The following is a 21,627-nucleotide window of genomic DNA, read 5'->3' as shown; positions in this document are numbered from 1 at the left end:
TTAAATTATTTATTGTTACAACCATTATTTTTATGCGCTACCAGTTCCAAAGAGTACCGTCTTCTAAACGGCTAATAGGCAAATACGAACGTTTGTATGGGTACTGTGCTGCGGCTTCTTCATCAAACTCAACACCTAAACCGGGTGCTTCGCTCATCATGCCCATGCCATTTTCGATAGTGAAGTTATGCTTAAATATGCGATTTAACGCTTCGTTACCAAAGCCAACGAATTCTTGAATACCAAAATTAGGCGCCCAAATATTTAAATGCATGTGCGCGGCAAAACACACAGGTGACAAATCAGGCGCGCCATGTGGTGCAGTTTTAACATTGTAAACACTGGCAAAATCGGTGATTCTTTTAAGTGCAGTGATGCCACCAGCATGAGTTGCAGCGACACGAATATAGTCAATCAACTGATTTTGAATAAGATCTTTGCAATCCCAAATAGTATTGTAGGTTTCACCAATAGCTAAAGGAGTGGTAGTGTGATGGCGAATAATTTTGTAGCTGTCTTGGTTTTCTGCAATAGCTGCATCTTCAAGAAATAATAAGTTGTATGGCTCTAATAATTTACCTAGCTTTGCAGCTTCAATGGGGGTTAAACGACTATGAACATCATGCGTAAAATGTACTTCGTAACCAAAGCGTTCACGCGCCTTTTTGAATAGCTCAACAATTGAGTTAAAGTATTTAGCGGTTGACCACTCTTCTTCTGGGGGTAACGGACGGCTACCTTGTAATTCAAAGTAATCTTTTTTATCGCCTAGTACACCATAAGTTACTTTTAAGCCTGGGATGGCTGACTGTAAACGAATCGCTTTAAAACCACTTTCAATATGCTCTTGTGCTTTATCTAATGTATCGTCAATATTTTCACCGTTAGCGTGTGCGTAAAACGTAACTCCTTTGCGGCTTTTACCACCTAATAATTGATACACAGGTAAATTAGCAACTTTGCCTTTAATGTCCCAAAGCGCCATGTCTATTGCAGCAATAGCTGCCATTGTAATTGGGCCTTTTCGCCAATAAACACCTTTATAAAAGTATTGCCAAATATCTTCAATTTCTTGCGGATCACGACCAATCAAACAAGGAGCAACGTGTTCTTCTAAATAAGCAACTACGGCCATTTCTCGACCATTTACTGTTGCATCACCCAAACCATAAGTACCTTCGTCGGTGATTACCTTAACCGTTACGAAGTTTCTTCCGGGGCTACACACAAATACTTTTATTTCTTTAATTTTCATTGGTTTTCCTTGTATAGGTTACCAATCTTAAGGGTAACTAAATCGGTTTACTAAGCAATTATCTTACTGTTGTAAAATGACTTGGTCAACTAAATTTCTACAACCGAGCAAACCACAAACTAGATCTGTAGCCACCCTCTCCGATAAAAATATAAATACTGATGGGCATAAAAACATAACAAAATAATTTCAAAACCTTGTAGCGTTTCGGATCTTCTTTAAGGCTTTTATATGACAAAGGTCTAATCGTTAGAATGTTGACATTTGGTTAATACATGTTAAATTCGCTTAAGTAAATCGGTTTAGTAAAACGATTTGTTTGTGGTTTTACGCTTATAAACGATTTATTTAAATAAACACTAAATACAACATCACGTAGTAAAAGAGGAATTTATGAAAAATAAATTAAATAAAATAAGCTCTGTACTGCAAAACCGCAGATCACACACAATGCTTTATAGTGCGGCTTTGGCCACATTATTAGCGACCCCATCTGCTTCAGCACAAGAAGCTCAATCAACACAAAATGCCCCTGAATTAGAAGTAATAGAAGTTAGTGGGATCCGGGGGTCACTCTCCAGCGCCCTTTTAGAAAAACGCGATTCTAATAATCTTGTTGAAGTAATTAAAGCCGTTGATATTGGTAAGTTACCAGATCAAAACTTAGCTGAAGTGCTTGAAAATGTAACAGGAATACAAATCACCCGAACAGCAGGAGTAGGAACCGGTGTACAAATTCGCGGCACCAACGCTAATAGAACAGAAATAAATGGCGTTTCGACTGTAGGCTCAGGTACTGGTCGAAGTGGTATAAACTTTGAAGATGTTTCTGCAGGAATCATTGCCGAAGTTGAAGTGACTAAAGCTTCCGAGGCAAAAACGATTGAAGGCTCAGTAGGTGGAACAATTAATTTAAAAACTATCCGCCCTCTTCAATTAAGTGACACATTAGCAACTTTAAGAGTACAAGGTGAAAATAGTAGCCTGTCAGATGATAGTGGTTTAAAACCTAGAATATCAGGTACTTTTGGAGATAATTGGTACACTGACTTAGGTACTTTTGGTGTTGTTATCAGTGCCAACTATGCAGAGCAAGAAGCAACAGCATTTCGCCCCAGATCTGATCGAGACAACTCAGTAGCATCAAATAGCGGTGCTAATAGCGCTCAAGAATTTGATTTTTTGCCTATACAGTTTTTTGTTCAAGATTATGATAATTACGAATCTGAAACTATTAATATAGCCTCTTCTATAGAGTGGGCACCAAATGACAATACCAAATTATATTTTGATGCTGTTATTAACGATCAAGAACGCAGAGAAGAAAGCTCAAGAGTACAAGCCTCTGGTGTGAGCGATCTGATTAGTGAGTCAATTCCTACTGAATTTGAAAATGTTAATTTTGGCGTAATAGACGGCCAAAATCTAGGTTCTATTCAAGCTGCTGTTAAAGGAGTAATTCCGGTTGAAGATGGCGGTGCCGATCCAAATCTTCGTTTTTCTGGTGATACAAACTCACGTTTAACCAGAAGCGAAATATTTAGAATTGGTGGCGAGTGGCAAGGCGATAACCTTAAAATAAATATAGAAGCCTCGTCGTCAAAGTCAGATACAACTACGCCTAGCTTTAACTCGACTCTTAATTTTATTAATCCAAATGTTGCATCTAATGCATCGAATGAAAATGGCACGCCTTTTCAATATGATCTGACAGGCGGTTCGCTCGCATTTGGCATAGCATCAGGTGAAGCAAATGCACCAACAAGCGCTCAATTACTTGATCCAAGCAATACTGTATTACGTGATGTGGAAATAGGTAAAAGCACGGCTAAAAATCGTGAAGATGCATTTCGTACAGATTTTAGCTATTACTTCGACTCAATTATAACCTCAGTCGATTTTGGTTACCGTTATAGTAAAACATCAAGCGTGCAAGATACTGTTATTAGCAGTATTGGTTTAAGAAACATGTCTGACAGCCCATCTGGGGATCTATTTTCGGAGCTTTTAATTGCGGGTCCAACTAACTTTAACGACGCTGATGGAAGAGAGTTATTTGTCCGCGATTACCTACAACTTAATCCAGAAATTGTTGCTAATGATCAAGATAATGCTTTAGCTATATTACAAAGCGCTATCGATACCATTGGTGGCTCTATTGCGCTCAATGCACCAACATCAAGCTCTGACGGATTTTTTGATATTGAAGAAAAAACAAATGCGCTTTATGTGCAAGCTAATTTTGAATACCATATGTTTCGAGGCAACTTTGGTGCACGTTACCTCAAAACTGACGTTAAATCTGTCGGTAATTCAACCACTACAGATGCCAATGGCAATAACTTAGTTTCACAAATAACAACAACCGGTGACTATGACTTCCTATTACCAAGAGTAAACCTAAGCGTTGATTTAACTGACGATATAGTTATACGTTCGGGCTGGGGTAAAGATATTCGACGTCCTGATTTTGACGATCTATCGACCTCATTCACATTTGATACCAGTCCAAACCCTGCTGTGGCTATCGGTAATCCTAATTTAGTACCTGAGGAAGTTACTTCATTTGATCTTTCTGCAGAATGGTATTTTGCCCAAGCGAGTGTATTAAGTGTCGGTATATTCCATAAAAAGCGTAGTAACCTTCATGTTAGCCAACAAGAAGACCCTAGTGAAGACTCTACTACTGGGTATCGTGATTTAACAGATCCATGTGAAGCGGGTGGTATTTTTAACCCTATTGCAGATATAAATGTATTTGGACCTGATATTGGCGTAGGTGTATGTGTTCCCTTTGCGACCACTATAAACGACACAGGTGAAACCACGCAAAAAGGTATAGAAATAGCCGTTCAATATGACCTTGCAGGGTTTGAGGACGATTTAGGCTGGGCTTCTGGGTTTGGTATTATTGCTAACTATACTAAGCAAGAGTTCTCAGGTGGTGAAGCATTTGATACAGCAACTAGTCGTGCAAATGATATTTTTGCTTTAACAACAGGTATTGAAGGTATAAACGTTACCCGTGTGCAAGGGCTTACTGATTTATCTGAGAATGCTTACAACTTCACTCTTTACTACGAAAAATATGGTCTTTCAGCGAGAGCTCGCTACACATGGCGCGAAGCATATCGTTCAGAAGACTTTGGCAGCACAACAAGCTTCCCGTGGGGTTTTCCTGTTGTACAAGAGGACCGAGGACAACTTAATGCCAGCATTAGTTACGATATTAACGAGCAATTTAATGTGGGTATTGAAGCTGTAAATCTTACTGAATCAGATATAACACAATCATGTGTTAATGAAGGCGGATTACTTTGTTATCAAGGTTTAACAGAGCGTCGTATTACTTTAGGAGCCAGTTACCGGTTTTAATACAACACTGTAAAACTTTAAGCTCTGTGGTATTAGCAATACCTACCACAGAGTTTTATAACAATAAAATATCCGTACCTCACTAAACGTAAATCCCCTTTAAAACACCTCCAACATTACTATTATCAACTCACTGTTTATGTTGTTTGTAAGCGGCTCATATAAGCTTTTTTGTAGCGGTAAAACGGAATGATTTTGAGGAGCTCTTCGATGGGGATCATTGCGAAAGCCCAAAAAATAGAGACTTTAAAGTACAAAACTAATAATGCGCAAATTGGCAGCGATATGCTCCATTGCGTTATAAAATGAATTTTAAGAACTAAATTACTATTGCCCAATGCTCGAAGAATATTACCCGCAACGGTATTATACGCTCGAATAACGGGCAAAATAATATACAGAGGCATAATGACCATTAATGCTATTTTCGTTTCAGGGTCAATATCTGGATAAACGAATTCAATGCACTGGCTAAGCACAAAAAACAACCCTGCAATAATCACCGACAACGCCATTCCTACTTGTGTACAACGAGTAATAAATAACGTGAGATTATCGGTTTTGTTTTGCCCCAAAGCCTGGCTTATACTAATTGCCGATGCTTGAGCCCAAGCATTAGGAAATTGCGTGCCAGCACGCACCCAAGGAAAAATCAGAGTAATAGCAACAAATGAGAAAAGATCTAGCTGAGCAAACAACAACTGATAAACCGTTGCCCCAACTGAGAGAACAAAAAAATTGGCTGCAATAGGATATATTTCACGGTATTGCCCTCTAATTTCTGTCCAAAAATATTTGTGCTTAGGATATGTTAAATCAATTTTGTCATCCGTTTTTAAAGCAAAATAGAAAAATATCGCTCTTAATAAAACCGCAATCAAACTACCCCAAGCAGCACCCTCAACACCAAGCCCTTCATGTGCTGCAAACCCATTTATTAAAAAATAGCTGAGGACTGCATTAACCGGTAACTCAATCATAAAACCTTTTAGTGGCACCTTTGAATCGCCTTTACCATTACAAAAAGCGGTGCAAACTTGAGTATATGCAGTTACCACTACAATATATTTGGTAATTGATATGTACTTATCTGCTAGCTGCGCTAAATCACTGTCGTCAGTGATTGCAGCCACCAGCTCAGTGCTCCAAAAGGTTAAAATAAAGAAAAAGATTAATGAAGTAGAAACATTGATTAATAAACCAGACCAATAAGCAATTGCTAAATCGACCTTATTTTTAGATCCAAAAGCCCTGCCTACAAGTAATTGAATACCATTACCAATGGCAATCTCAAGCCCCAGTACAAATGCCACTATAGTCGTTGCAATACCCATAGCTGCAACGGGCAGCTCTCCTAGGGGCGCAACTAGCAATGTGTCAATCATCAACATCGACTGAACTAGCAATGCATTAAAAGCGAGTGGCCACGCTAATGCAAAGTTACGCCAAACATACGCACTGGGATTCATTGAGAAATTACCTTTATCAAAATAACTTCCAAAAAAGCTAAATAATTATGAGAAAGAGGATAAGTTGTTAGTAGGTTTACTGATTAATACATTGCCTATAATCTATATTACCCTCTTGTTACTCCGTTATTATACTCGCCGTGAACGACTAACAAAGGGGTTTAAAGCCGACCAGCCAGATCAACTAAAATAATAACGATTATTTGTGCTGAATTGCTTTTATGATAACCGATAGAAAAACATGTACCTGCCCTATTCAACAAGGCAGGCATAAAACAAATACTTGTTAACCTGAACTCTGGTTAACAGATTTACCAACGTATTGAATTATAGTGATATTTAAATTTATTACCCAGAGTTCGAGTTTGTTAGACTTAATCGATAGTTTGTAATTTGCTATCGACCCATCCATCCGCCATCAACCAATAAAGTAGTGCCATTTACATAACTTGCAGCCTCTGACGCTAAAAATACAGCGGGCCCTTTAAAGTCTTCAGGGTTACCCCAACGACCTTGTGGAATACGTGCCAAAATAGATGCTGAGCGTTCAGGGTCATCTCGAAGTGCCTGAGTATTGTCAGTGTTAATATACCCAGGTGCAATAGCATTTACATTCACGCCTTGACCCGCCCACTCATTTGATAGCGCCATAACTAACTGCCCTATCGCACCTTTACTCGCAGCATACCCAGGGACAGTAACTCCCCCTTGAAAAGTTAATAATGATGCAGTGAAAATAATTTTACCTGCACCACGTTCAACCATTTCCTTACCAATTTCGCGACTAAGGATAAACTGAGAATTTAAATTAACATCAATTACTTTATCCCATATCTCATCGCTGTGCTCTGTTGCTGGTGCGCGTAAAATAGTGCCTGCATTGTTTATTAAAATATCAATTTTAGGAAAGTCAGCTTTAACCTCTTTAATAAACGAGTAAAGTGCATCGCGTTCAGAAAAATCGCATTGATAGCCTTTAAAACTACGCCCTAGTGCGGTTACTTCTTTTTCAACGTCGGAATCTTGTAACTCCAAGCTGGCCGAAACCCCAATTATATCGGCTCCAGCCTCTGCAAGCCCCAGTGCAATTGCTTTACCAATCCCGCGCTTGCAACCTGTAACGAGAGCCGTTTTGCCTATTAAACTAAATTTTTCTAACATTATTACTTTCTCCTAATCGTTATTTATAGCGATTAACTATCCATAAATCTAAAGTGCAGCCTTTGCTATAAATATTTAACAAACACCATCGTAATGTGTTGTTTTAACAACATTACCTGCCTTGTCTTTTAATATAGACACCCATTTAGATTTTGATTGAATATCCTTGTAAGCTATTTTATTTTCATTAGAGAAAATAAACGTTTCAATATGATCATTCGAAGTCACTTCAACACCAATAAAACTATCGCCTTTAATAGGCTTAACTAAAATCTCGCTGCTCGAATCGCTTTGAATTGCATCTTTAGGCTGAAGCACATTGAGGAAATAACTATTTTTATTTTTTTCAGGATTCTCAATTAATAATGTTTTTAAACTAATTCGACGAATATCATCTGGTCGTTGCGGCGTCATTATTTCTTCAACTAGGGTTTCGTCAACGTTAGTTAAGCGGATTTGTGGAAATACAGTAAATACGTTAAGTGCACCAGCCCCATTTATAATTTCAAACTGGTCTTGGCTTACTTGATTTGCATATCTTTCTGAGTGCATTCGCCATGTATATATGTGTTCTAGCTCACTTTCTAGCTCATCTAAAAAGATAAAATAACCACATTCACTATTAATAATATGTCGGGCATTACGTGTTAGTTTCATCTCTGGGTAATACATTTTACTCGATTCGCCAACAACATAGGTATAGCCATTATCATTAGAAAACGCTTCTATTTTTGCTATCGCCTCCTCAGGTACGTCTCTCCATACGTTATGAATACCTTTGCAATTTAAATCAAATAACTGTGGGTCACTTAAATCACCTTCCTCCCATATTTTTTCACCAACGCAACCAGTCCCGTCAACCGTAATTAAATTATGTACCTCAGCTTTAGATGTTCGATTGTAGCCCTCATCAATAGCTAAAGCCGCTCCATTATGAATTAATATAAAATGATTAAAATCAACATGATAGTGAGTTAAACTGCGTGTTTTCCAATCATTTTCTTTATCTAATTTCCAGCTTATCTCCCATTGTTTATGTCCCCCTGCTGGGCTTGATTTAAAAGAAAGATGCGTTGCATCAGTATCCCAACTAGAGCGTATAACAACGAGACCAAGATCAGGAAAGTACTTAGTTAAAGGCAGGCTTTGCGGTGACTTTTGCTCTATTTTTGGATTAAACCAAATAAACTCCAAAAAGGCTTCAGGTAAAATACCAGGGAAAATTTTGCTCTGATAAGCTTCTCTAAACAAGAACTTGGTTCGTACCATTTCACCTAGCCATTGCGCCTGCTCATTATTATATTCTGATGCTATTTTGTAATAGGCTGAAATAGAGTGAGAGCTTCTTCTATCATGCACATCTGCAAAGTTAATGTTTTCTTCCCAATTAGGTGCTGATTGATAAATACGATAATCAAATGAATTTTTTAAAAAGCCTGCTTCAAAGTAATTTGGTCCACCATCTTCACGAATATAATCAGCAGCAGACAGGAAAAAGTTAATTGCGTACCTCCAATAGCCGGTGCCTTCGTAGTTAGATCCATCCTCTGGCAGGTATTCAAATACTTTTTCGAAGTTATCTTTTATTTCATCAATCCATACCTGCGCCCCAGAGTGTTCAGAGCGGATTGCATAAGCTGTGGTTAATAAACCTGAATAATTAATCCAGTTATGATTTTGCCAATAATTAGTAGACCAACAATGACCTAGATTGTCTTGACCGTAGTCAAAAATTTTATTGCCCTGCAAAATCAATTTATTAAGAAATTTACTACGCTCTTCATCTGTTAAGTGATCTTTTAACCAATCATAAGACAGCCCCAAACCGTACAGCAACCACGATGCACTTAAATCTACATCAACTAAAAAACCATAGCCCCATACATCGTAATCAACCGCTGTAAAAATCCAACGCTTAGCTTCTTGCAAATAATGGTCTTGTTCTGTTAATAAATAAGCCAAACTTAAGTTTGCAGCAGCCATTCCTATATAAGTAATACTCGTATGGGGATGCTCTGTTGATAAAACTTCATCTTCATACGAACGACATTGCTCTAACAGTCGAGTTAAATGTTCTTTACGACACGTTTTTAGATCTGCTTTTAATACGTCAAGCTGGTCGTTAATAAGTAAGTAATTCATTGTTAAATCCTGTGATCAAAAGTGATAATAAGTAACTTTTTGAGGAAATAATCCTCATCATTTTATTTGTGATGCCACACCTTTGGTTGTAACAACGGGCTCTTTACCCGCTCTAAGCATTAATATACTGATTACTCCAATTATCACTGCCAGTACCAGAATAACTATTCTGCCCTCTAGTGGGTTTGGGATAATTAACATCAACGCTATAAAACCGGCTACCGCAATACCAAAGCGCCCAATTGCTGTTAGCTGGCTTAAATCATTGCCTTCACCAATTTCTTTTTCAAAATCGATAGGCGTTTTCATTTTAGTAAAAAACGTATCAACCATTTGACGATGAGTAGAATTTTGACTTGGTGCAAAAAGTGTCGATATTAAAAACCCAAATGTTCCAGAGCCTAAAACACCGAAAAACTGCTGTTGAAAATTCCATTCAAAACCATCGCTGTATACCTGTGAAAAACCAAGGTAACTAAGTGGTACTTCAAAAAACGCTAGACTAGAAAAAATTAACGCGCACCCTATAGAAAACAGGGCTGCCCACCACGGCGTTTGTCGAATAAACATACCCAAAAGCAAAGGAATTGTAATTGGCATAGAAAGTAAGGTGCCTACTTGCAACATGATTTCGAATATTCCTGAACCATCTTGTTGAGCAAAATAAAGTGCTAATAAAACAATTAAAAACCCCATTACCCACGTTAAAGTACGTCCATAATTTAATAGCTCAGACTCTCCTTTAGCTTTCCAACGTAATCGGCGTGAGATTTTGGGGTAAATATCTTTGATTAATATGGCAACATTAGTGTTGAGTCCTGTATCCATAGAGCTCATTGTTGCAGCTAGAATCGCAACAACAATTAACCCCACAAGCCCTACAGGTAATAAGCTAATACTTGCAACCGCATAACTCGCCTCTGCAGGTTTAGCAATGTCGAAAGCCATAACCAAATCAGGATATAAAAGCCGAGCAGTAATAGGTGGTAAAAACCAAATAAAACTCCCCAGCAGCATTAACACGGAGCACAGCAAAGCTGCTTTTTTGGCTTCTCGCCCGTCTTTTACAGAAAAATAACGCGGTGCTGCATTCATAGAATTAAATACGATAAATTGTTTTGCCATCATCGCGCTGGCCCAGCCCCATGTATAAGCTCCACCGAAAAGCGTGGCTGAGTTGATCATGCTGTATTCTTCGGTTAAACCTTTTTCTTCAATTTTAACAAATAAGTTATCTACCCCTCCAAGCGCATCTAAACAAAGGTAGGCAACAATTAAAGTAAGTGGCACCAATATCAAACCTTGTAAGAAATCAGTAGCCATAACAGCCCAACGTCCGCCAGTTGCAGAGTAAAGAAGCACAACAACACCACATACAACAATGACGTAATTAATATCGTAGCCAAAAACGGCTGAACAAAATATTCCTAAACCGTAAAGTGCCATAGCCGAATATAAAATACGGATTGGTACTTCGTAATATGCGTAAAAATCACGAGTTTTCTCCCCAAAACGACCCGCAATTGCTTCTGGAAAGGTGGTTACTCTCATTTGGCGCAACCAAGGTCCCATAAATAAATAGTTAACGAAAAAACCAAGCACATTACCAAAAAAGATAAACATAGCCGAAAATCCAGACTCGTACGCAATGCCAGCAGCACCGGTGAAAGTCCACGCACTAAAAGCACTCATAAAAGCACTACTACCAACTAGCCACCACGTCCCTTTACTGCCTCCTTTAAAATAGTCATCCGTATTGCTCGAAAACTTTTTGAAAACAAGACCGACTATAATAATCAGTAAAAGGTATCCAACGATCACTAGATATTCAACATTCGAAATTTCCACTTTTTCTGCCTTATAGTTATGTTTAATTTAATTGACAATGGAAAGTAAACCCATTTACTAAATCGGTTTAGTTGATTAAATTATCATAATATTGCAGAATGTCAACATTCAAGTATTTAGACTTTCGTAGAAAATATACATGCAAAAAACAGTAAGATTGATCGATGTTGCAGACCTTGCCGGCGTTTCAAAAAGTACAGTATCTCAATACCTTAATGGTCGTTTTGATTACATGTCAGAAAAAACAAAAGAACGCATAAAGTTGGCTATAGAAGAACTTGATTATGTGCCAAACCCTATTGCCCGCAGTTTAAAAATGAATAAAACAAAAACAATAGGCGTAATTGTAAGGGACATTACGGGCTTTTATACAAGCCGCACAATTAGAGGGATTGACGACTATTGTAAAAAAAATGACTACAACGTATTAATATACAATACGGATGTCGATCCGCAGATTGAAGCTAAGTCTTTAGATACATTGTACCAATTACGTGTAGACGGAATTATCATTGCTTCATCAGGTCAAAATACAAAATTAATTGATAAATACATTAATAACGGCTTACCTATTATTCATTTTCAGCTAGAACATGATGGCAACGAAAAAAATATAATTGTTTCCGATTATAGAAAAGCAGCATTTGAAGCAACTGAATATTTAATAGAATTAGGGCACAAACGTATTTGTTTTCTTACTCAAGATTTTCAAAGTATGAAATCAAGACAAGATCGTTATTTAGGCTATGTAGATGCTTTAGAAAAATACAAAATTCCTGTTGATGAACAATTAGTTCAATATTGGGATCGTAAGTTAGGTTTTCAGCAAACGCCTAAAAGCATGCTTGAAGCGACTAACCCACCAACCGTATTTTTTACACAGCATTTGCCTATTACTACGGAGCTATTAACTGCTTTTAATAACGAGAATATCTCAATACCTGAAGATGTTTCATTATTAGCTTTTGACGAATTGCCTATGGCAGAGTATTTAAAAGTACCTATTACAGTAATAACTCAAAACCCTTATGAAGTAGGTAGAGAAGCAGCAAAGCTATTACTTGATAACATTAACGACAATGAAACGCCGCCTCAAAAAATTATTATTCCTTGTTCTTTTATTAAAAGAGACTCGTGTAAAAGTATAGCGAGCTGACTTGGATTGTCGTTAGGAGATTCATGCTTATCTTGGATTTAAGTTAACGAGTAGTCCTGCTTGGGGTTTATATTTAACCTGAACCCCAATTAAGAGATTTCAGTGAGAACAAGGCAAATTACGTATCAATGTAAGTGAGTTCAGCACGGTTAGCGCTAAAAAAGCGCCTTGAGGTAAATTTATTATCTTGTACTCAGGTTACTTATTTAAAGCTAGAGATTATTTAAATGCAGCGTAAGGTTTATAACCTAACGCTGCAAATAAAAAATCTATTTGTTAAGTACTTTAGCGTTATCGAAGCTCTAATAGGCTGAAGTACTTAAAGTTCAAAGCTCAGTAAATACTAAAACGTACTTACTGCTAAATCTAAATTACTCACCGCACACCCAAACTCTCTTACATTTACACGATAATAGTCAGTGTTCTTGGTTGCAGTAAGGCTAATTATAAACTCGTCTTGCTGTGCAACTACGCTCTGCTCTTGGCTTAAACACATAGCTTGAGTGAGTGAACGAAGTTTTGAATTAGTTAAAATTGTTCCAAAGCGTTGCACTGGTAATGGCGGTATTTTAATACTCGGGAGGGCTTGGTTAATGGTTCGTTGGCTTAGCGTATACTCGTTATTTGTAATATCGATTACGCTACCTGCAGGCCAGTACGAGTAACTGTATTTTTTACTACTCGTTTTAGTTTTACCTTCAGTTTTTCCCTCATTATTAGATGTTAAATGCACTACACCACTTTTACCTATTACGGTCATTAAATTACCGCCAGGGGATTTAATAACAACCAAAGCAGTATTTTCATCTATACCAAAGCCATTTTGCTTTACTGAATTATCAGCATTAGTTTTACTAAGTAAAGATGCGAGTCTAAACGTGCGATTTTGCTCACTAAACTCTGTATCAAGTACACCGTAATTAAAACTTCCTAGCCCACCTGCAAGATTGTATACAAGGCGCTCAGTATCAGTTACCTCACTATCAACGTTCGCTTTATCTATTTTTGGTTTAATCATGCCATCGCGAAGTGCTATAAGGCTTTTGCCACCGGTGATCATAGCCACTGTGTTTTTAGAATTTGCGCTCTCATTATCATCAATAATATTACCGCCACTTTGTATAGCAGTGCCCGCGCCCGTACTTACAATAACAGGACGTGATTGCAGTGCTTTAGTCCATGGATAAGGTTTATTATTTTGATCAAATAAAACACTACGCATTAAATCAGCATCACCGTCGTTAAACATAACTCCTGTTGTGTTTTTTATAAGAGAAACAAGTGCATCGCTTCCATTTTTACAAAGAGTAAGTTCTGCTTGGGTTAAATCGGGATAGATAGCATCTCGATTATATACATTCATTAAAGTGTTTCTAAGTGCAGGCAAGTTGTCGCACGAATTGCTGGTAATTGCTTTTGCAAGCGCAGGCGTTAATGCTAACCACTGCGTATTTATGTTAGGTAATGATAGTTGTGCTTGTACTAAATCGGCTGCTGCGTAAGGGTCGCGACTCGCCGCCGTAATAACCATCATGGTTGGGGCTTTGCTATTTACTTTTAAACTGCCAGATACAAATTGCAGAATATTATTTGTCGCCGTTTCATTATTAAATTCATTGTTTGCTTGTGCTTTTATACGTTTATTATTTTTATTCAGCAAAGGGGTTTCTAACATATCAAATATAAAGTTGTATTCTTGATCTGAAAGGTTTTCGAGTTGCTGGTTATTTATATCGCGCCAAAGCCATAATAAATCAGTTTTTGATATGTTTTTTGATTGTTTAAATTGTATTGCTTTAAGTGTTGTTAGTACCTCAGTTTTTGTTTCATTATTAGTGGGCCAATGCTGCATTATGTTTTTAATTTGAGGGTCATTAACCGTATATAAATTATGTAGCTTCCCTTTTAAAATGGACTCTTCTTGGCAGTTTTCAGGATTTACACTAGCGCATGTTTTAAGTTCTGAACCTACTAAAACCAAAGTTTGGCTTTGCTCTTGAGCAACTGCACTTATTGAAAAACCAGTACTAAGTAATGCAACTAACGCACTCAATAATTTAGGTTTTTGATCACGTAAAAATCCACATATCATAATGTTAACTCTAATAAAAAATGAAACTAATAACGAATAGTCTAACAGCTAGCTACTTTAGCCTAAATATATATTTATACATGCTAAATAATTTATAGAGTTATATATGTTTGAGTAAAGTCACTGGAAAAATTCATATTAAAATCTACACTTAATTTAAAATAGATTAGAACTTTACTATTCAATGCTAAAAATTATTATTTTTGTGTTATTACTTTTACCTACTTCGACCTGGGCTGATAATAATAAAATTATTATTGCTGCAGAAGACGCTTGGGCACCTTTTGCTAACCCAAATGGCACTGGAATGGCGCATGAAATTATAACTGCGGCATTCGCTACACAGAATGTTGATGTTGAGTTTCATGTGTTTCCGTATGCGCGTGTACTTCACTACCTAGATACAGGAACTTACATTGCGGGCTTTAATGTTCCAATAGATAAAATTACAGAACAAAAATACCTACTTGGCAGCACACCACTATACGAAGCCTATTCTGCGTACTATTACAATACGGATAAACCGTTAATAGCAGTTGATAGAGAAACCTTTAGTGGTGAATCTGTAGGTGTTGTTCGTGGGTTTGGTTATGGGCAACATCATATCGATTTAGTTTCTGAGCAGTATATATACGCCCAGCCAACAAGCTCCGATGAAGTTAATGTAAAACGTTTAATACTGGGAAGATTAGATAGTGCTTTAATATTTGTTAAAGTGGCTAATTTACTAAAAAGACAACATAAACTCCCTGACGAAATTGAATTAGCTTTTATCAATGAAAGCACTGATATTTATTTGGCATTTTCGAAATTGCACCCTAAAAGTCAACACTACCAGGTAATATTTGAAAAAGGCTTATTTGCTATAATAGCTAACGGCGAAAGAGAGCGTATAACGTCTAGTTATTAATTAAACCCTAATTTAATTAATAATAGCCCCCTCCCTCTGTATTACTTTTTATCTAAACAATACCTAAGCAACACCTAAGCAACAGCCAAACATATTTAAACAATGTGTTTATTGACCATAAGCTTTGTTTGAACTACGGTTGCGTTTTATTGTAGCAAAGGTGAAATATGGATTTTTCAACCGACGAACTCGACTTTTTCTCTGAATTATTTAAACCAGAGCAAAAAGCACTTTCTGCTCATAATCATATATTGACGATGCAAAGCAATGTGCCTGCAAGTATTGCCCATCTATTGAGTAATGCCAATTTAACATTGTTGGCAGAAGTGGCGCATTACCAACTTTGGTTTCCACTTCATTTAAAAATTGATACATCTGGAGTAATTAACCCAACTTTAAGTGCACCCGAAGTTATAGATACCAAGGGTACTCAACGTAGTTGGCGTTGGAGTCAATTAAATATTAAAAGCCAAGGATTTTGTATTGAATCAATATCAAGCACTGGGATATTTTTAAAGCCTTTAGCTAAAAATAAGCGCTTAAGTAGAGTAAAGCATATGCAATTTACTTTACCAAACGAAGAATGTATATCGATGGATATTGAGCCTATAAGGCAAAGTAGTGATGGAATAGCAGCAAAGATCACGCGTATCCATGCTGGTAAAGAACAATTAAGAACTTACCTCTTTGAAGAACATAAACGCCAATTTGCTAACTTATATAACCACGGACACTTGGTTGATAAAACAAGCTAGATCATAAATATAAGCTTACGCTTCATCAATTAAAAATCTCAATCCATACCTTTTAACATGATCGCGATAAGCATCTGCTGCCATTGGTTTTGCAAAGTAAAATCCTTGAAATTCTTTACAGCCCATTTGCGTCATTATTTCTACTTGATCTTGAGTTTCTACGCCCTCGGCTACACATTTTATATCAAGCTCTTCGCACATAACATGTATTGCTTTTACTAAGCTTTGTTGACGAGCAGAATTAGTTACTTGGCTTATTAAAGAGCGATCTAACTTGAGCTTATTAATTGGGTAATCAGCAAGGCGCGCAATATTAGAGTACCCTACCCCAAAGTCATCTACCGAAATTGTAAAACCCCACGACTGTAGTGTTTGCATAAGATTTAGTGAGTGAGCTTGGTTAGCCTCAAGAGAGGTTTCGGTAAGTTCTAGTTCTATTTGATGAGGTTTCACATCAAAATCGGCTAAATGCTTTACAAGTTTTGACATGAAATCGGTTTGACTAAAATCAATCAACGATATGTTTATTGCCACCGGTACATTAGGTATACCGGCTTTGTTCCAATCGGCAATTTGAGCACATACTTTTTGAATAATTAGGTCGGTTAATCGACTAACCATCCTGTACTCTTCTGCAATAGGAATAAAAACTACCGGCGATACATTACCAAGTATTGGGCTATTCCAACGCGCCAATGCCTCAAGACCTATACATTCGCCACCTGAGTTAACTTTAGGTTGATAATATACCGACAGAGCATTTTGCTGTAGGGCTTCGTCTAATAACATTGAAATTTCGTGTTTTTCTATAAAAGCTTGTGATTGTTTCTCGTTATAACCACTAAGAGGAATATTACAATTTGCAAGTTTAAGAGCTTCGCATGCATTACTGAGTACTATTGCACTGTTTTTTCCATCATCTAGGTATTTTGCAAAGCCAAATAAAAACGATTGCTGGCACTTAATACCAAGCACATTGTATGTTTTATCTAATGTGCTTTTAATTTGCGTTAACAGTTTATTCTGCAACTCACTTTGCAAATCAGCGCTAATAATAAAGGCAAGCTTTCCTGCACCTATATACGCGCATAAAAGCGGACCTTCTGTCATTGTTTTCAAACGTTTGTAAGCATTAATAAGTAATGTTTGGGAATCGGCTTTAGTCAGCTTTAAGTCTAAGTATTCATTATTTGCGCTTTGTGTAACAACGATATAAAAATCTTTTTGATATTTAGCGCTTAACTTATCGCATTGTATTTCAAAATATTCTCGATTTGGTAATTTTGTTTGTGAATCTCTAAAACGTAAACGTTTATTTTCTTGCTCCATCATCGATAAGTTTTGTTTAATGAGTTGCTCTTGCGTGCAATCATAAAAGTCATACACTCGGTAATTTGCACTCATAACGTACTGATAATTAGCTTGTAAATAATTCCCTTTATATTTCACAATCTGATTTTGAGTGTTTGGCTTATTATAATCAAGTGAAGGAAGTAAGCTTGATAGCTTTATATTTTTATCTTTAATGTTATTTTTAATAGCAAACATCTCGATAGCTTGCTGATTCAAATCACTAATAACGAAATTTTCATCAACAATTATTTTTGCTTTATTTGACTCAGTGAAAAGAGTTCTATATAGCTCATTTTTATCTTTAAGGTGGGTATTAGCTGTCATTATTGTTTTGTTTAAACGCTTAGCGGCAACAATCGTGCGCGCAACGGCAAGCGGAATACAAATATTAAAAAATAAAAATATTAATCCCGTAATGTATAAGTTTGCATCCGGTAATTGCTGTGCTATCCCCGTAACATCAGACAAATCTATATTTTTAGTAATCATATAAAAAGGGACTATATTTAAAACAGCATAGCTAAGCGCTGTTTTATAGCCCAACAGCATCAACGAAATAATGGGGCAAGAATACATAAACATAGAGCCTACTTTAGCGAGCTCTAAATCAGTTAAAAATAAGTTCATTGCGACACTAGCGGCAACAATTGCCACTAATAATGCATGAGCACTAAACACATAAAACCGTTTGCTTGCTATGAGCAAAATTAATACACTTACAAAAAAGCTAATTGTGAGTGCGACTATATAAATTAAATTTAATTCGATAGCGCTTGAGTAAGTGTGACATGCGATCCCAAAACACAGCAGCATTACTAAAGTAAGTGTTATACGCAGTGCACTTATTCGCCAATTAGCTATTTGCCCGTAAGGCACGAGTTGGTCATTTAATAAAAAAAAGTTACTTAAATAGTGCATAACAAACAATAATGGGGACAGATTGCGCAATTAAACCCCTATAGTGCAATTAAATCAATAAAATCAATGTAACCGAACTATTAACGCGACATTAACGGGTGTGCATCATTTGAATTGTTTTTATTTTAAACACCTGTTTCCCTTGTGTTTTTACAATTATTGTCTTTAATAGAAAAACCACTACACCTTAAAGTATCACCCTGTTTACTTTTTCGTTTACGCATTTCTCGTCCACATATTTCACAAATAGGGATCCGTGCATTACATTCTGTATTTACACACTGTGAGTATGTAGTTTTATCAATAGCAGGACCTTTACAGCCTTTACAGACCCGTAATTTAGTTTCGCAAATTTGCATGTTAGTGCAAGTATAGTAATTACCATACTGTCCTTTTTTAGGCATAACTAAACCATCACTACATGTACTGCACTGTCTTTGTTTTAGTTGCGACTTAGTAAACAATGCTGAGGCTATTTGAATTGGATAATCGTCATTTACTAATTCTTTTATAAATGCTGAACACGCATAGGGGTCAGCAATTAAATACGCTTTATGCCTAGCGCGCGTAATACCTACATACAGCAAACGCCTTTCCTCAGAGTGAGTAAAGCTGTCTTGCTCTGGTAATAACGACTCCACCAGCAAATTATTTTGATTATCATTAGGAAAACCCAATTTACCTTGCTCTAAACCAATAATTATACAGTAATCAGCTTCAAGCCCTTTAGCACTGTGCAACGTCCAAAAATGTAATTTATTAGTATGCTTTTTATTTTTTAAGTGTTGTTGCACGCTATTAAGCATGTACCGGTATCGACTAAGTACCGCAATACTTGCTGTTGCATCATTTTTTTGAATAGTACTAATCGTTTGCTGAACTTTTATTTCAAGTGATTTAGAGCCTTTATATAAGTCATCTAATAAAGTAACTTGAGGAGTGCTTACTTGCGTGTGGGTGGAAATATGCTTTTTATATTGCTCTGGGTTTTGCATTACAAAACGCCCTGCCACATCACTTATACTGTTGTTATACCTAAATGTTTTTTGCAGCATAGTTAGGGAGTGGCTTCCAACCAATTCATTAAAGCGCGTAGTAAGAGCAAGGTTACCACCTGAAAAGCGATAAATAGCCTGCCAATCATCACCTACCGCAGTAAAGCGCACACCTTGCCCTTTATTAATAAGCGTATTTAAAAAAGCCATACGCGCACCCGATATATCTTGAAACTCATCAACTAAAATATGACTCCAAGGCACATCAAATTCACCTTTTTTTACAGCTTTAGTGGCATGAATAATCATATCGTCAAAATCAATGGCGTTTTGCGCACTTAGCTCTTGCGTGTAAGCATTATGAATAGCTGTAAGCATGCTTGCATAACGCTGATAGTTTTTAAGACTACTTTGCTTTATACGCTGCTTTATTTGCGTATTATTGAGTTGCTCAGCCCTTATGGCTTGCAAACACTTTAAGTATTTTTCAACCCCTTGCTGTAACTGCCCTGAGTTATTTAACGTGGTTAATACTTCGTCATCGCTCAAGGGAGTAAGCGCAACACTATGTTGCTTTAAAAGTGTACTTAAACGCTGTTCTAACTTGCCTTCAAGCCAATTGTAATGAAAGGTTTCGAGCAAAGTAGTGCCATTGTTTTTATGTAAATCACGCTTGAAAGCTATTTGCTTGTTATAGCGTTTTTTATTTATATCAGCGCGTGTATTACCTTTCCTATCAATACCAAAGTGCTCTAGATAAATATTGTATTTTGATAAGTAAAAATCAGGATTATATTGCACATTTGGGATTATGTTTTCTCCTGATAAACCCTGCTTTTTTTTATAGTTTGGCTCGTACTCGTGATCAACCGAATGTAAATATAACCAATTTGAAATAAGTAGTTCTTGATAGCTCTTAACTTTATAGCCCGCAAGGCTTTGATACTCGTTATCTCGTATGTAACGCTCGTAAGCTGCACTGCTTTTAAAACTAAAAATATCGACAGGCTCGTGAAGTAAATCTATAAATTTTTTTAAAAATTTGGGGTCAGTTTGTATTTGTTTAGTAAGCCATGCCGTTAACCAGTTTTTTTGCTGCAAGTCATCAGTAGCAAATGTAGAAAGTTCAATAGGCTTTTTAGCGCTTTGTAATAACTTTAGTCCTAACGCGTGAAACGTTAAAATAGTCGGTGGTTTAGTATTTAAATTGACGTGCGCTGCGCGTTTAATAAAACGTTCTTTTAGCTCCTCTGCTGCCGTTTTATTATAGGCAAGCACTAATATTTTCTCTGGTTTAGCTACTTCTCGCGCTATTAAATCAAGTGATTTAGCCACCATAACTGACGTTTTACCTGTACCTGCTGCTGCTAGTACTAAATTTTTATCGTTATCGCGTATAACAGCTAAGCGTTGCTCTGTTGTTAGCGGGTTAGACTCAACACTATTATAAAAGTCATCTCTGAGGGTAAGCTGCTTTTGTTCATATTTATGGCGTAACTGCGCTACAGCGTCTGCTGTTTTTGGTGTACTACCTAAAATACTTAAAAACTTTACACTAACGGGCGTTAAATGCTGCTGCCATACTATTTGGTTATGTGCGTAATCTTTACTTAAAGAAAAAACAGCTTTATCCAATATTTCAATGGAACTATCGCGTAAAAACTCATCTAAAGAACAATGCTTTAAAAGTGTTTTAGCGTTATCTATTTTTTGCTCTAGTGTATTTGCAAAATGTTGATTTAACGCTTTATTAAGCACGTCTGCTTCGGCTTTATTTAAAAAGCTAATACATGTGTTGTTACGATCACTTAAATTAATTTTTGCACTAAACAAGCTATTTTGCAGCACAGTAAAGTTACTAAAATCGCTTAATAAAAATTGCTGCTTAGTGTTATCTCTAAAGTAGATAACAAGCATTTTTTGCTCAATATTTACCTGCTTAATACGGGTAAAAAAACGACCTAACCAACTTGGTGTGGCAATATACTGCGCCATAATACTCAATACAAAAACAGACTATAAAGCGATTGTAACATACTCTTTTATAATAAATTTACTCATAACACAGGCTACTATTTCACTAAAAAAAGAATAACGCAGTTTGTTTAAATCTTTTATTTAAAATTTATTTTACACTTGTTAACAAATTTAAACATTTATAAATAATGCTCTGTGTAACAATGCGCTCACAAATGAAG

Annotated in this window: 12 protein-coding genes; 4 read left to right on the top strand and 8 right to left on the bottom strand. The window is 36.6% G+C overall.

Translation table 11 applies throughout. The features are described from left to right. Positions 1-37 precede the first annotated feature (37 nt). Positions 38-1,255: a D-mannonate dehydratase ManD gene (gene manD, locus GQR56_RS13515; protein WP_024611048.1), complete on the bottom strand. Its 1,218-nt coding sequence runs from the start codon at positions 1,253-1,255 to the stop codon at positions 38-40. A 450-nt stretch (positions 1,256-1,705) separates the two neighbouring features. On the opposite strand from manD, the gene GQR56_RS13510 reads away from it, so the two are divergent. Then, positions 1,706-4,630 (top strand): TonB-dependent receptor, encoded by a 2,925-nt coding sequence (locus GQR56_RS13510; protein ID WP_231613178.1) that lies wholly within the window; start codon positions 1,706-1,708, stop codon positions 4,628-4,630. A 137-nt stretch (positions 4,631-4,767) separates the two neighbouring features. On the opposite strand, the gene GQR56_RS13505 is transcribed toward GQR56_RS13510, so the two are convergent. From GQR56_RS13505 to GQR56_RS13490, 4 genes are all read right to left on the bottom strand, one after another. Continuing rightward, positions 4,768-6,099 (bottom strand): MATE family efflux transporter, encoded by a 1,332-nt coding sequence (locus GQR56_RS13505; protein ID WP_166112357.1) that lies wholly within the window; start codon positions 6,097-6,099, stop codon positions 4,768-4,770. Positions 6,100-6,495: 396 nt separating this feature from the next. Beyond that, positions 6,496-7,260 carry a 2,5-didehydro-3-deoxy-L-galactonate 5-reductase gene (locus tag GQR56_RS13500; protein WP_166112354.1) on the bottom strand — a complete coding sequence of 255 codons (765 nt, stop codon included), beginning with the start codon at positions 7,258-7,260 and terminating at the stop codon, positions 6,496-6,498. Between the two features lie 75 nt (positions 7,261-7,335). Next, on the bottom strand, positions 7,336-9,402 hold the full coding sequence (locus GQR56_RS13495; protein ID WP_166112351.1) for a DUF4962 domain-containing protein: 2,067 nt from the start codon (positions 9,400-9,402) through the stop codon (positions 7,336-7,338). Positions 9,403-9,459: 57 nt separating this feature from the next. Next, positions 9,460-11,250, bottom strand: a complete 1,791-nt coding sequence (locus GQR56_RS13490; protein WP_024611053.1) for a hypothetical protein — start codon at positions 11,248-11,250, stop codon at positions 9,460-9,462. A 139-nt stretch (positions 11,251-11,389) separates the two neighbouring features. Here GQR56_RS13490 and GQR56_RS13485 point away from each other — a divergent pair, with 139 nt between their 5' ends. Further along, positions 11,390-12,406, top strand: coding sequence for a LacI family DNA-binding transcriptional regulator (locus GQR56_RS13485; RefSeq protein WP_166112348.1), 1,017 nt, complete (start codon positions 11,390-11,392; stop codon positions 12,404-12,406). A 343-nt stretch (positions 12,407-12,749) separates the two neighbouring features. On the opposite strand, the gene GQR56_RS13480 is transcribed toward GQR56_RS13485, so the two are convergent. Continuing rightward, the gene (locus tag GQR56_RS13480) at positions 12,750-14,498 is read right to left on the bottom strand and encodes a cyanophycinase (protein WP_166112346.1); all 1,749 of its coding nucleotides are present in this window, start codon (positions 14,496-14,498) and stop codon (positions 12,750-12,752) included. A 184-nt stretch (positions 14,499-14,682) separates the two neighbouring features. On the opposite strand from GQR56_RS13480, the gene GQR56_RS13475 reads away from it, so the two are divergent. Both GQR56_RS13475 and GQR56_RS13470 read left to right on the top strand, forming a co-directional pair. Beyond that, positions 14,683-15,408, top strand: coding sequence for a transporter substrate-binding domain-containing protein (locus GQR56_RS13475; RefSeq protein WP_166112343.1), 726 nt, complete (start codon positions 14,683-14,685; stop codon positions 15,406-15,408). A gap of 167 nt (positions 15,409-15,575) precedes the next feature. Then, entirely contained in the window at positions 15,576-16,163 is a 588-nt protein-coding gene (locus tag GQR56_RS13470; RefSeq protein ID WP_024609824.1) for a hypothetical protein, read from the top strand. 15 nt (positions 16,164-16,178) lie between these two features. Here GQR56_RS13470 and GQR56_RS21370 read toward each other — a convergent pair whose 3' ends face one another. Beyond that, entirely contained in the window at positions 16,179-18,434 is a 2,256-nt protein-coding gene (locus GQR56_RS21370) for a GGDEF domain-containing phosphodiesterase (RefSeq protein WP_206018176.1), read from the bottom strand. A 125-nt stretch (positions 18,435-18,559) separates the two neighbouring features. After that, a complete protein-coding gene (locus tag GQR56_RS13460; RefSeq protein ID WP_166112340.1) occupies positions 18,560-21,424 on the bottom strand; it encodes a UvrD-helicase domain-containing protein in 2,865 nt (954 codons plus the stop codon). Positions 21,425-21,627: the final 203 nt, after the last annotated feature.

Origin of the sequence: Pseudoalteromonas sp. Z9A5 (genome assembly GCF_011378875.1) — a bacterium.
Taxonomy (GTDB): domain Bacteria; phylum Pseudomonadota; class Gammaproteobacteria; order Enterobacterales; family Alteromonadaceae; genus Pseudoalteromonas.
Note: the sequence above shows the minus strand (reverse complement) of the source record. Positions and strands in the feature narration are given on the sequence as shown.